Annotated in this window: 9 protein-coding genes; 1 reads left to right on the top strand and 8 read right to left on the bottom strand. The window is 43.2% G+C overall.

Annotated elements, in window-relative coordinates:
- Positions 1 to 18 precede the first annotated feature (18 nt).
- The 8 genes from A3860_RS02920 to A3860_RS02880 form a co-directional block, all read right to left on the bottom strand.
- Positions 19 to 891, bottom strand: coding sequence for a phosphatase PAP2 family protein (locus A3860_RS02920; RefSeq protein WP_081145020.1), 873 nt, complete (start codon positions 889 to 891; stop codon positions 19 to 21).
- Between the two features lie 204 nt (positions 892 to 1,095).
- Positions 1,096 to 3,768 carry an MGH1-like glycoside hydrolase domain-containing protein gene (locus A3860_RS02915; protein ID WP_081145019.1) on the bottom strand — a complete coding sequence of 891 codons (2,673 nt, stop codon included), beginning with the start codon at positions 3,766 to 3,768 and terminating at the stop codon, positions 1,096 to 1,098.
- Positions 3,769 to 3,966: 198 nt separating this feature from the next.
- Positions 3,967 to 4,752: a slipin family protein gene (locus A3860_RS02910; protein WP_081145018.1), complete on the bottom strand. Its 786-nt coding sequence runs from the start codon at positions 4,750 to 4,752 to the stop codon at positions 3,967 to 3,969.
- A 12-nt stretch (positions 4,753 to 4,764) separates the two neighbouring features.
- A complete protein-coding gene (locus A3860_RS02905) occupies positions 4,765 to 6,054 on the bottom strand; it encodes an NfeD family protein (protein WP_081145017.1) in 1,290 nt (429 codons plus the stop codon).
- Positions 6,055 to 6,170: 116 nt separating this feature from the next.
- Positions 6,171 to 7,409 carry a chromate transporter gene (locus A3860_RS02900; protein WP_245843460.1) on the bottom strand — a complete coding sequence of 413 codons (1,239 nt, stop codon included), beginning with the start codon at positions 7,407 to 7,409 and terminating at the stop codon, positions 6,171 to 6,173.
- A gap of 94 nt (positions 7,410 to 7,503) precedes the next feature.
- Positions 7,504 to 8,388 carry a serine hydrolase gene (locus A3860_RS02895; RefSeq protein WP_143773917.1) on the bottom strand — a complete coding sequence of 295 codons (885 nt, stop codon included), beginning with the start codon at positions 8,386 to 8,388 and terminating at the stop codon, positions 7,504 to 7,506.
- A gap of 461 nt (positions 8,389 to 8,849) precedes the next feature.
- A complete protein-coding gene (gene nadD / locus A3860_RS02885) occupies positions 8,850 to 9,422 on the bottom strand; it encodes a nicotinate (nicotinamide) nucleotide adenylyltransferase (RefSeq protein ID WP_081145013.1) in 573 nt (190 codons plus the stop codon).
- Between the two features lie 943 nt (positions 9,423 to 10,365).
- A complete protein-coding gene (locus tag A3860_RS02880) occupies positions 10,366 to 10,599 on the bottom strand; it encodes a FeoA family protein (RefSeq protein ID WP_081145012.1) in 234 nt (77 codons plus the stop codon).
- A 60-nt stretch (positions 10,600 to 10,659) separates the two neighbouring features.
- On the opposite strand from A3860_RS02880, the gene ybeY reads away from it, so the two are divergent.
- Positions 10,660 to 11,109, top strand: coding sequence for an rRNA maturation RNase YbeY (gene ybeY, locus A3860_RS02875; protein WP_081145011.1), 450 nt, complete (start codon positions 10,660 to 10,662; stop codon positions 11,107 to 11,109).
- The last annotated feature ends 2,696 nt before the right edge of the window (positions 11,110 to 13,805 follow it).

Raw genomic sequence — 13,805 nt, 5'->3', positions numbered from 1 at the left:
ATCTGCTTCACGCTGATCTTATAGTTTATATCTTACCGCCAGTCCATTCGATTGCCCCATAAACGGCATTATAGAAAGATTTGGATTTTTGATCCATTTGGTGCGGTGAATGCGGGGTACCAGTAAGCCGGTCACTGTACCTTGTACTACACCTAATAAAATATCAGAAGGGAAATGCAGGCCACCAGCATGCCGTAAATAAGCGGTTGCACCGGTAGCAGCTGTTGCTATTCCATAAAAAACCCATTTTATTTTTGATTCAGGATGGTAGTCGGCATACACCTGCGCCATAAAGAAAGTGGAGGTGGCCACCAACGCCACGTGACCGGCATAAAACGAATTCTTACCGCCACCGCGCGTACGATAATCAAGATCAGTTTCTTCACTATATACATAGGGCCTGTACCTATTGGTAAAATAGGTTGACCCGGTATATAGCAATCCGGTTACCGACATCGCTTCCAGATACAGGAACGACAACTTTGCAAAATCCTTTCTCATTTTGTTATCGAATAAGAAAAATACCGGCATGGGCATCGATGCATAGAATGGAATATAACTGATATCATCGATCCTTTTTGAATAAGGCTTTATTGCCCAACGGTCGAACCTATTGACATCGCTTTTATTCAATGCCAGTATCGTTTCTTCGTTGGAAGCATCTTTGTTATAAATTTTTGTAAAGGCGTATAACGACCATATAGTTCCCGTAGCGGTCACCGGTATATCGGCCCCCAGGTTCAATTTATAAACTTCTCTTGGTTTTGCTTTTATTTCCGGCTGTAATATGGGTGTTGTATCGACACTTCGTAGGCTTGCAGAATCGTTCTGTGCACATACTGATGCAAACACAAAAAGGAAAGCCGGAATAACTACATATACTTTCTTCATAGCTATCCTTTTATGTATAAATTATGTCCTTCTCGCTTATAGTTTTGCAATGTTTATGCCATGGGCAGGGTGGGGAACGATGGCTGTTTGGAAGATAAGAGAACAGTTACAAATGTGAAGACAATCAGCCTATTGAAAAAATATCCCGGATGACATATCCTGTAACAGATATTGATCACCCGGGATTATTGTTGTTGAGTTAATCTATTCTTCTGTCTGCGGTTGTTTCTTTACAGGCGCTGGCTCTTCGTCTGTTATAAATTGTTTTTCTGACAGGGAATGCACCAGCTCAGCTACCAGTGCCGTCCATCCGGTTTGGTGGCTGGCGCCAAGGCCCGCACCGGTTTCACCATGAAAATACTCATAGAACAAAACAAGATCGGCATTTTCTGAACGTTGATAAAACCAGCTGTATGCCCCATGCGCCGGGCGTTTGCCATGCTGGTTTGGTTGAAACAACGTGATCAATCGCCGCGTGAGTTCTTCGGCTACCTCTACCAAATTCATTTTATTTCCTGAACCAATAGGGCATTCCACTTCCAGCTCATTTCCATAAAACTCACCAAAGTGGCGAATTGATTGAATGATGATATAGTTTATCGGCATCCATAACGGGCCGCGCCAGTTGGAGTTGCCGCCAAACATATCTGATGTAGAATCGCCGGGTTCGTATTGTATCTTATATTCAGTACCACGGATGGTTACCGAAAACGGATTCTTTTCATGGTGTTTCGACAAAGCGCGTATGCCCCATGGTGATAAGAACTGCGTTTCATCCAACAACCGCTGCAACAGGAACACCACCCGTTCTTTTGGCACCAGTGACAGTAAAATAGTTTTGCCATCGCTTCTTTCTTCATTGGGCCAGAACTTATTATTTTTCTTCCGGTAGTTCTCGAACCAGGTGATGCGTTTTCTGAAATCACCCAGTTTATCGAGCATGCGCTTTTCAATGGTTGATACCGCGAAAAGACTGGTGAGGCCTACAATGGAGAAGATGCGTAAATGCAATGGTTCTGAACCGGCAATTGACAGGGTGTCATAAAAGAATTTGTCTTCCTGGTTCCACATGCCCTGCTCATTCAGCGCCTCGGCGATCATAACGAAGTGCTCGAAGAATTTTGTTGCAGTATCTTCAAATGAGTTATCGTGCATGGCTATTTCCAGGGCCATATCCATCATATTCAGGGCATACATCCCCATCCAGCTGGTGCCATCGGCCTGTTCCAGTTCCATATCGTTATGCACCAGGTGGCTGCGGTTAAATACCCCGATATTATCCAGGCCAAGGAACCCGCCCTGGAACATGTTGTTCCCATTGGAATCTTTCCGGTTTATCCACCAGGTGAAATTGATGATGAGCTTCTGGAAAATGCGTTTCAGAAATGGAATATCGCCCTTGCCGGTTTGCTTCTTTTCAATTCGGTACACTTCCAGTGCTGCCCAGGCCTGCACCGGTGGGTTCACATCACTGAAATTCCATTCATACGCGGGTAATTGTCCATCGGGTTTCATATACCATTCCCGCATGATCAGCGTAAGCTGGTGTTTGGCAAAAACCGGATCAACCATGGCCATGGGAATACACTGAAAGGCCAGGTCCCAGGCTGCATACCAGGGGTACTCCCATTTATCGGGCATGCAAATGATATCCTGGTTCTTGAGGTGTTTCCAATCATGGTTCCGCCCGGTTAACCTTGAGGCGCTTGCCGGCGTTATCTGGTCGCCGGTGGTTAGCCATTTTTCAACATCGAAGTGGTAATACTGTTTACTCCATAGTAAGCCTGCCAGCGCCCGGCGTTGAATTTTCGCCAGCCCGCTATTGGGCGTGTTGGCCAATACTTTTGCATAAAATGCATCTGCTTCCTCTTTCCGCAAAGTGAAGATGTCTTCAAAGCCAGGCTGAAAAGGAGTATCTATCATTTTATTGCTCAGGCGCAGATAAATGCTTTCTGACCGGCCGCCCTGTATCCTTAATTTGTATACAGGCGAAAACTTGGTCCCTGATTTCTTCTGCCGCAATGCCGCAATATTCTCTCCTTTTATGATGGCACCATGAAAGGCATCTTTGGTGAAAGGAGACAGATTGGGTTTGCCGTTCACTTTTTCAAAATTGGTTTCGTTCTCGGTGAACAGGCAATCGCGCGGGGGTTGAAAATATAAATAATAAGTTCCCAGCCGGTGATGAGTAGCTTTTACCGAGGTTTTATCGCGCCATGCAATAGAAGGTTTTTTCTTTGAGGCATCATGGCTCCAGCGGTTATAAAACCATAGGGTAGGCAATACTGTTATTTCGGCCGATTTGGTATGATGGTTATGAATATTGATCCTGATGCAAATATCACTTGAGCTATGTTTTGCGTAGGTAACGTTTACATCAAAATATTCATTGTTATTGAAGATGCCTGTATCCAGTATCTCGTACTCCGGCTCAGTGCGGGAGCGTTGTCTGTTTACAGATAAAAGGTCATCGTATGGAAATTTATTCTGTGGGTATTTATACAAATACTCCATGTAGTAATGGGTGGGCAAATTGTCGAGGTAGTAATACAATTCTTTCACATCCTCGCCATGATTACCTTCATAGTTGCCAAGGCCAAAAAGCCGTTCTTTCAGTATAGCGTCTTTCCCATTCCATACAGCTACGGAAAAACACAGGTTCTGAAAGAAATCAGAAATGCCGGCAATACCATCTTCGCCCCAACGGTAGGCGCGAAAACGGGCCTGGTCATGGGTTATATAATTCCAGGCATCGCTGTTTGGACTAAAATCTTCTCTTACAGTACCCCATTGGCGTTCGCTTAAATACGGTCCCCATTGCTCCAAAGGAATTGTCCTTGTGGAGTTAACCGCAAGTCGTTGATGTTCTGCACTCATGTTCCGGTTTTCTTCTGCTTTAAAAATTAATGCGCTGGCAAGCGACCGGCGGTAAGCATCAATTTATCGTTTTTGACTCAAAAATCCCCATTATGAAGTTACTGTATAAGAGACATTTAATAAAAGAATACTCCGTGTTTATCCCGGGAAATTAATAAAATGTAAATATGAGTCAGGGTTTATAAATATATCACATTACTAAGAATCCATTAGTTTTCCCTTTCCCTTATCCATATTTAAAAACGGGGTTAAGAGGTCAATGGGTACAGGGAATATGGTGGTTGAGTTATTTTCGGTAGCGATCTCCCTTAGGGTTTGCAGGTACCGCAAGGTAAGCGCGCTGGGCTGATCGCTCAGAATGCGGGCAGCATCTGCCAGCCGCTGCGAGGCCTGGTATTCCCCTTCCGCGGCAATCACCTTCGAGCGGCGTTCGCGTTCAGCTTCAGCCTGTTTGGCCATTGCCCGTTGCATTTCCTGGGGCAGGTCAATTTGTTTCACTTCAACGTTCGATACCTTTATACCCCATGGTTCGGTATGGGTATCAATGATCTGTTGCAGTTTCTGATTTATTTTTTCGCGTTGTGAAAGCAGGTCATCGAGCTCCGATTGTCCCAATACACTACGTAAGGTGGTTTGCGAGAACTGGGAAGTTGCCACCAGGTAATTCTCCACTTCTACAATGGCCTTTTGTGGCTGCAACACCCTGAAGTATACAACCGCATTCACTTTTATTGATACGTTGTCTTCGGTAATGATATCCTGCGGCGGCACATCCATTACCACGGTGCGCAAGCTTACTTTCACCATTTTGTCAATGACCGGTATTAACAGAATGAGGCCGGGCCCGCGAACTGCCATCAGGCGGCCTAACCTGAAGACAACACCCCGTTCGTATTCGCGTAAGATGCGAATGGCGCTTGAAAGAACAAAGACCAGGAACAACAATATAACAATGGCCGAAGCTGAGATAGGTAATGTGTTCATATAAAAATTGATTTATACTGAGGGCTCTATATATGGTTCAACCTGCAGGGTAAGATTTAAAAATCCGGTCACGACCACTTTCTTCCCTTCTGGAATAAGCCCCGTCGATGAGATGGCTTTCCAGATCTCCCCATGCATGCGCACCGTGCCAACGGGATTCAATTCACTTAACGACTGGCCAATTTCCCCCACCATGGCTTCGAGCCCGATGGCCGGCTTTGCCCGCTGGGCTTTTATTCCCATGCTTATTACGAACAGGAAGAACAGCGATGAAACAGCTACGGCTGTTATGATCACACTCAACGACAAACTGGCCATTGCCCAGGTTTCATCGGTTCTTATCAACATCAGGGAACCCAGCAATAAAGAAATAACTCCACCGATAGCCAGCAGGCCATGACTTACAATTTTTATTTCGAGCAAAAAGAGTATTACGCCAAAAACGATCAGCGCGAGGCCGGCATAATTTACCGGTAAGGTATGCATGGTGTACAGGGCAAGAATGATACTAATGCCGCCGATAATTCCGGGGAAAATAGCGCCGGGACTATAGAGTTCAAAGATCAATCCATACAGTCCCAGCATAAACAATATATACGCTACATTGGGATCGCTGAGAATGTTCAGCATTTTTTCACCCCAGCCCATATCGAGTGTTGTCACTGTTGCATTTTTTGTATGCAGCACAACGGTGCCTGTGCTAACGGGGATGCTTTTGCCATCGATACTGTTCAGCAATTCCTGTTCATTTGATGCGATCAAATTGATGACATTATTTTGCAGCGCTTCAGATTCAGTGAGTGACACACTGTTACTAACGGCCTGTGCGCCCCATTCCGCATTGCGCCCGCGTTTGGCGGCAATTGACCTGATGAACGCCATAGCATCGTTGGTAGCTTTTGCACTCATGATGGTATCCATTTCGCCCTGTGTAGTTACGGGATGCGCCGCGCCAATATTTGTACCGGGCGCCATGGCTGCAATATGCGCAGCCATAGTTATAAATACACCGGCCGAGCCGGCATGCGCACCACCGGGCGAAACATATACAATGATGGGAACCGGCGACTCGAGTATATCGCCTACAATAACCCGCGTACTTTTTAATAATCCACCAGGTGTATTCAAATGGATCAGTAAACAGGATGACCGTTCTTTTTGTGCAATGTCAATAGCGCGATGAATGAAGTCGGCGGTGGCGGGATTTATAGTAGCATCTAATTTTATGGAAAGTACTTTCTGCGCATACAATGCCCCCGGACTTACAATAAGCAAGAAGCAATATAGTAATAGGCGTCTCATACATTCAAATAGCTCTATCGTAATTTACTAAAATTGAGCGGGAATAGCAATTTTATAATTCTGCCCAAAAATTACATAAAACCAAATGTGTTGCAGGCCCAATCAGGCGTTTGGCGCTATATCTGAAACGCCCATCCGAGCAAAAGGCAGATCAATACAATAAGAGGAGAAGGAATGCGGGTAAATGTAAGCAACAGCCAGGTGCCCGCTATAACACCAATATTTACTAAACTAACAGTATGAAAACCGATCACAGAAATATCGCGCATCATATAAATGGTGCCGGCTACCATAATGCCAACTACCACGGCATTGATGCCTTCCATAGCGCGGTATACAATTACATATCGTTGCAGATTATACCAAATGGGAAAAAAGAAAAGTACCAGCAGGGCGCTGGGTAAAAAAATAGCAATGGACCCAATAACACAACCCAATATTTGCCAGCCAGTGCCTTTGTCTTTCATCGCCATTCCACCCATAAATGATGCAATGGAAAATACAGGACCGGGGATGGCCCTAACAACTCCGGCGCCGGTATAAAAATCGTTTCGCTCAATACTGATAACGCTTCCTTTTTTATTCAGGTTTTTTCTGATAACCACCGGCGACTTGGGGCGCTCAACATATTGCTCATACATCATGGGTATCAATACCTGTCCGCCGCCAAATACCAGGCTGCCGAAACGATAGGTATTTTCGAACAGGTTCAACGGGCGGCGATTGGGCCAGTCGTTCTTACGGGCCAATTCACTGACAACCCCGGCTACTAAAAAGATGATCGCGAACAGCCAGATATTTCCCCATTTTATTTGTTTAACGGGTTGCGCTTTTTCGGGAATGCGTTTATCACTCAGGTTAGTGACAAATCCGCCGATCACCAGCAACACCGGAAATATCCACGGCGATTTAAACAGGAAATAAGTAGTGATGGTACTCACTATCATTATCACCCGGGTAATATTATTATGTATGGCTAGTTTGAAAGACCGCGTTGCGGCAAAAGCCAGAAAGCCCACGGCCATGGGTTGAATGAATTTGAAGATGCCATTGCCCATTGACTGACTATCGAAAAATTGCAGCAGGAAAGAAAAGGCGCCCATCAAAATACAGGCCGGCGCAATCCAGATCATCAGGGTTAAAATGGCGAGCGGAATACCGCCGCGTTTATAACCGATGAGCGTTAATACCTGGGTAGAAGAAGCGCCGGGCAACAGCTGGCAAAAAGAATTATACTCAAGCAGTTCCTGTTCGGTAACATCATGCCGGCGATGAACAAAAGTTTTCATCACCATACCAAAATGCCCTTGCGGTCCGCCAAAGGCAGAAATACTATGAATAAAGACAGCTTTCAAGAAAGGTATATGGCGCAGAATAATCATTCCCATTCGTTCAATTCAACCTAAAGGGCACAAGTTAGGTAATGTGCAACATTTCGACGTCTTATAATCATGGTTTCCAGCGCGATCGGGGCTCAAAATAATTCCAGCACAAGGCCGAGAGTTTCCGGGTAAGTACCCAGGCCTCATTTGAGTTACCCCAACTTTGGTCCTGCAGGTTTTTGGTTTGAACCGAAAAAATGTACGGACCATGCGGCGCCATCACCAGCAATATTTCACTGCGCGATGCATTTACACAACCATTTTTAGATGCCACAAATATGTACGGCGGAATTTCCGCGATCGCTTGTTCATCATTATAATTTCTTCCCAACAACCTAATCATTTTTTCGCTGGAGCTTTTGCTGATCACCTCACCGCGATAGATTTTTTCCATCAGCGTACCCATTTCGCGCGGTGTGGTTTGTGCCCATCCGTATTGCTGGCGGTTGGCTTCCCGGCCCGGTGTTCTTGAATTCACCCGGGTATGAACCAATCCCAGGGAGTCGAGAATTTCATTGATGCGTGTGCCCGTTCCAGCCAAACTTTGCAACCACAAACTGGCAGTATTGTCGCTGGTGGTAAGCATCAGCATCATGACCTTGTTCAATCCTATTTTTTCCCCGTTTTTAAATGACCCCAGAATATCTTCCCCCGCATAAAACAGGGAGTCCTTATATTCCAGCGGTTGATGGTATTCAAGCTGACCTTTTTCAATCTTATCCTGAATACCGATCAGGATCGTGACCTTCACCATGCTGGCGGTAGGAAATATTGAATCTGCATTGACCATCGCACTTTTTCCCGTACGCAGATTTTTTACATACACCCCAATATCGCCATGCAGATCTTTCACAAGGTCGCTGAGCTGTTTTTGCAACCGGTGATCAACGGGTTGGGCCCATAAGGAAGAACCGAGGAATAATAACAGTGAAAATACAGTAATTATTTTCATAATATGAAAAGGTTCATTATTTTCTCTTTGCTCTGGTTGTTAGATAGCGGATGGAATTATTACTTGAGCACAAAGATTCAGTAAATAGTGAAAGGGAAAGGTGATTTTAATCAACTTCTAATAAAGTGATGATCAACAACGGGTTTATAGTTCCACGGTAGCCGGAAGTGGGATCGGTTGCAACCGGCAAATTACTGCAACCCTCATTGGTAGCCAGCGAACGCACAAATATAAAAGGTAAACGGGCAGTTTTGTGGCAGTACCGGCGCCCGCCCGGGATAACCTCAGCCTGTATTTTTTGGCGATAGTACACAGCCAAAACCCATAGTGCGAAATGTTGATGCAGGCGCTGCAACTTCCGCGATCAATAAACGCAGATCAACACCCAGGGCGTTGTTGAAAGCCAATATGGGCTGGCAATTTCAGGGGTGCGGTAAAAGTAAACTAACTACGTTCATCCGTTAGCGATAGTACCCGTTTCTCTCTATTTCCTGTAGCACTTTGTCTGGCACCAGATACCGGATCGATTTCCCATGCCTGATATTGTTGCGAATATGCGTAGCTGAAATTTGCAGCAGGGGCGCATCCATGATGGTTATACTGCCCTGCGAAAAATTATTGATCACTTCGTGGCCGGGCCGCCGGTATACGTAAATAGGGCAATGCTGCAGAATGAATTCATAGTTTTTCCATTTGGAAAGGTTTTCAAAACTGTCGCTGCCCATAATGATAGCGAACTGATGCGTAGGATATTTTTCATGCAAATAGGCCAGTGTATTCACGGTATAGGATGGTTGCGGTAAACGAAATTCAATATCGCTGGCTTTTAATTTCGGTTCCGTTTCGATGGCCAGCTGCACCAGGTTGAGCCGGTCGTAAGAATTCAACAAACTGCCCGATTGTTTGAATGGATTTTGCGGTGACACCACCAGCCATATTTGATCAAGATCAGAGTTCTGCAACATGTAATTGGCAATGATCAAATGACCATGGTGAATAGGATTGAACGACCCAAAGTATAATCCGATTTTCATCTGTAAATAATAATTGTGCTTTTGGCCAGCTGCTTATTGAATGAGTTGGCCAGGTTCTTACCATTGGCTTTGTAATTCCAGCTTTTAAAGTTCCTGAATTAACAGCGTCCGGTGACGAATAATTTCTGCAAAGAAACAGATTCAAAGATAGTGAGGATGAGTGGGTTGAAGGATTTTTGAAAGTAGGAGGACAGGAATTGCAATCTACAGTTCAGGTGATCAACTGTGGATCGCCAATGATTAATTATGCGGCGTTGGTAACTTACAATGGTGCATTACCTGGGAGCAATTGTGTATTACTCGCAAACAATGATGCATTACCCGGCGACAATGCAGTATAGTTCGGCGACATTGAATAACAGCTACCTGACTCTGGAGCATAAGTCGCTGACTTTGCAATGTAAGTAGCTTACAATGGTGCATTACTCACCAACAATGATGCATTGCTCACTAACATCGATGCGTTACTCGCAAACACTGGTGCATTGCTCGCTGACATTGATGAGTTGCTCACTAATATTGATTTGTTACTCGTTAACATTGGTGCATTGCTCACTGAGATTGATATGTTGCTCACTAACAATGGTGCATTGGTCAACAACTTTGAATGATAGGTAGCAGACCTTTGGACAAAAGTCACTGACTTTGACTGAGAAGTCACGAATTTATAAACACAAGTCGCGGAGCTATAGACCAAAGTCGCGGAGTAATGATACGAAGTCAGTTACTAATGATGCATTGTTAGCAAGCAATGATTCAGCGTAAGCAAGTAATGTTATAAAGTAAGTGAGTTATATAATGGAATAGGCAAGGGATATACCCTAATGGCAGCGGCATGCAGTCAAGTTTTTGACTTTAAATGTCCGGTTCAATATTCCTGGGGAAGGATGATAGAGGAACCCAACGGAGTTAAGGAGGAGAGTAAAAAAGAACCGGGAAGTGTTTATCTTATTCCCAGTTCTTCTACAAAAATGTTATCGGCTTCATTCAATCTTAAGCTGAGGTTATAGCCTGCCACAGTTATTGAGATGGGATCGCCCAGGGGAGCAATTTGTTCTACCTTAACCAATTCACCCGGCACACAACCCATTTCCATTAGTTTCAGAAACAGGTCGTTGTTTTCAAAAGAAAGTATGCGGGCAACGGTTCCTGTTCCTATTTCTGATAATCGTTTCATAATTCAATAGTCAACAAATGTAGCTTTGTATTATTTAAAGACTGTTACGAATTTCGAAAAATGCATAATAATAAATCAACTCCCCCCATTCAGTTTCACTTTTTATTACCTGTTTCTTTTACCCAACGAACGCTGGCTAAAGAAGTAATCCGGGATCTATTTAAGAAGGAGAAGACCAAATTGGAACAACTTCAGTACATATTCTGTTCAGACGAATACCTTTTGGAGATCAATAAACAACATCTACAGCACAACTATTATACAGATATCATTACGTTCGATCTTAGTAACAACCCAAAGGCTGTGATCGGGGAAATATATATAAGTGTTGACCGGGTAAAGGATAATGCCCAGAATTATGAAGTATCCTTTAAACAGGAATTATTAAGAGTGATCTTTCATGGAGCCCTGCATTTATGTGGTTATAAAGACAAAACTCAAAAGGACCAGGTCCTGATGCGAAAAGCCGAGGATAAATATCTACACTACTACTTATCTAAAGCTAAATAAGATGTTCCACGTGGAACCAAGATTATCAGCACCTTATTATCCTTACTTACTTCATTACAGAAGAACAAAGTGTCCCCTTTGGTAAGAACTGACCTTGGCCAAAGTAAATAGGAGTTCCGACTATATGATTGGAACTCCCTTTTCCTGTTTCCCGCCTTAAATAAATGATCAAGTTAGTTCCCCTGAACTCACCTTCTGCTCTTGCCAACCCTCCTAAAAACTTAACTATTCTAAGGTTCCTGAATACCCTTAGGACAAGCAATTTCCAGGGGTTCAAAACAAACATCAGTCTTCCCGACCTGAGGAGAAAAGAACCGAACTATTAAGGAGTCTTGAATTGAAATAACCTTAACTAACTATACTTATTACCCAATCTTTGATATTACCTGCTAACTAAAGAGACTAAATACCTGAAGTGATAGTCAAACTCTAAGTTCTGATCATCTATGAAGAATCTATTTAAACAGACCCCGAGTTCGTTCAACGACCTTATATAAAATCCTGGTAAAGAATCCCACCTTACCAGAAACTCCCTTCCTCAACAAAAGAGCTATGGTCCTAAGATTTCATAAATCCTTTCAAACTGAAAACCTCTAAAATCCTATCCTTAAGCCTCACCCTCTTATCCATACAGATAAGGCCAAAGGGGCAGGGTAACTAAAGGGAAAGAATACCTACCAGCAATATCCTGGAGATAAAAAGTCTATAATGAACATCGAGGAAGGCGCCTAAGTGAACCGTAAAAGTCAGGGATAAATCAACAATAAATACTCTAAGCCTTTGTTTCTCCCATCCAAGGTGAGCCAGGAAATACCAAATTGTATATAAAGTAGAAACCAACCTTTATAAAGGGCTTCCTTTAGATACAAGCTCTATTAGTAAATACAAGTTTAAGGGAAAACGGTGCCTTACAAGAAATGGGTAGAAACCTTCAACCCATAACCTTACTAAACCCATAAAGGGAGGGTAGGGAACCCAAAGGTTATACCATAGTGGAACAAGATGACCTTTACCAGGCACATACACTGGAATAAAAAAGGTCCATAATGACCTTACAACTACAGGCAAATCTTTCAAATAGGATAACCCTTTAAGCCTTGTGCATGTGGTCTTTCACTAATCCTTTGAAAGGGAAGGCTGGGTAATCGGGAACTATAACAAGGATAAAGCAAACTTTATCGGGAACATTCCAAGTTAAAAGAGTCCTTTTAAACCTACTATATCAGAGAGCCTACTCAATCAGCGAGGACTATCTTCTACCTTACCCCTTATCCTCCATTACAAATCTGTATAAATACGGGGGAACTCTGGCATTACTACAAGGAGATAACTAACCTTTACCAGGCATATCCTGGGAGGATCAAAAGCTGGAAGAATGGGTCAAAGACAGGATAATTGAACTTTTCAATCAGAAGACTATCTTCCACCTACCCCTAATCATCCCTTTCTAAACCTTAAAAATAAGGCTCGAGAACCTGGATTACAACAAGGAGGTAGCTAAGCTTTAAGAGGAATATCCTGGAAGGACCAGAAAGGTTGAAGGATAGGTCGAAGGATAGGATAATAGAACTCTTCAAACAGGAAGGGAATATCTTACCTTATTTTCCCTTTCTACTCCTTACAAATAAGGCCGGAGAATCCGGTTTTACAACAAGGAGGTAACCGCACTTTACAGGAATATCCTGAGAGGAGCAAAAGCTGGAGGAAGGAGTCAAGGATAGGATAATTGAGCTTTTCAATCAGGAGACTATCTTCCCTTTACCCTTATTTTCCCTTTCTAATCCTTACATATAAGTCGGGAGAATCCGAATAACTACAAGGAGGGTAACCAACCTTTATCAGAAATAACCAGGAAGGAACAAACTCTCGAACAATTGGTCAAAAGAAATGATAATTGAACTCTTCAAACAGGAAAGGACTACCTTCTACCTTGTCCCTAATTCTCCCCTTTCTACTCCTTTCAAATAAAGCAGGGGAACCCAGATTAATACAAGGAGCGGAGGTAACCAACCTTTACAAGGAAAAACCAGGAAGGAACAAAAGCTTGAAGAATAGGTAAAGGAGATGAGAGGTTACCCCTTTTAACAGGGGATTTAAATCTTCACCCTGTATAGGATCGACAAATAAAGACATCCTTAGTGGTAGGACTAATCAATCCCTATTAGAATCAAACTTGAAATCACCACACTTATATACCTCAATTACAGAGTAGTTGGTTCCACGTGGAACATCAAACCTCATTCCACGCAAAAGGAACATACCAGATCTGAAAGACTATTTATAGAAAACCCAATAACTAACTATACAAACGAATCTAATTGGGAGGGTAGAAGAAGAAAGATCAAAACTTGTAAGACTATCCTTTGTCCGTAGACTAATAAAACAGGATACCCTAAAATATTGGAAGGGCCCATCTTCCAGGGAACTTAGACATTCAAGAGGAGGGGAGTCCCCCACTTTTAAATATTTATAACCATAGACCTTTAAGAAAAAGGAAAAGGATAGCTAACAGAATTACCGGGTCAATTCCATAAATAGGTACCACTAATTAGAACCCTTCACCTGGATTATCAGTAGAATAGACCCCTTAAAAGAATGAGTAAACCAGTACCAGACAGATTCACCCAGATAAGTCCTTGTAAACAATTATCAAAAAAAGCACCCTCATCTAAACAACCCTGACTTAGCTGGTGCAT

Source organism: Niastella vici, from assembly GCF_002077945.1.
Classification (GTDB): domain Bacteria; phylum Bacteroidota; class Bacteroidia; order Chitinophagales; family Chitinophagaceae; genus Niastella; species Niastella vici.
Note: the sequence above shows the minus strand (reverse complement) of the source record. Positions and strands in the feature narration are given on the sequence as shown.

Bases quoted from the DNA above. Each gene is read 5' to 3' on its own strand.
- A3860_RS02920 (WP_081145020.1), bottom strand. From the start codon at position 891: ATGAAGAAAGTATATGTAGTTATTCCGGCTTTCCTTTTTGTGTTTGCA.
- A3860_RS02915 (WP_081145019.1), bottom strand. From the start codon at position 3,768: ATGAGTGCAGAACATCAACGACTTGCGGTTAACTCCACAAGGACAATT.
- A3860_RS02910 (WP_081145018.1), bottom strand. From the start codon at position 4,752: ATGAACACATTACCTATCTCAGCTTCGGCCATTGTTATATTGTTGTTC.
- A3860_RS02905 (WP_081145017.1), bottom strand. From the start codon at position 6,054: ATGAGACGCCTATTACTATATTGCTTCTTGCTTATTGTAAGTCCGGGG.
- A3860_RS02895 (WP_143773917.1), bottom strand. From the start codon at position 8,388: ATGAAAATAATTACTGTATTTTCACTGTTATTATTCCTCGGTTCTTCC.
- nadD (WP_081145013.1), bottom strand. From the start codon at position 9,422: ATGAAAATCGGATTATACTTTGGGTCGTTCAATCCTATTCACCATGGT.
- A3860_RS02880 (WP_081145012.1), bottom strand. From the start codon at position 10,599: ATGAAACGATTATCAGAAATAGGAACAGGAACCGTTGCCCGCATACTT.
- ybeY (WP_081145011.1), top strand. From the start codon at position 10,660: ATGCATAATAATAAATCAACTCCCCCCATTCAGTTTCACTTTTTATTA.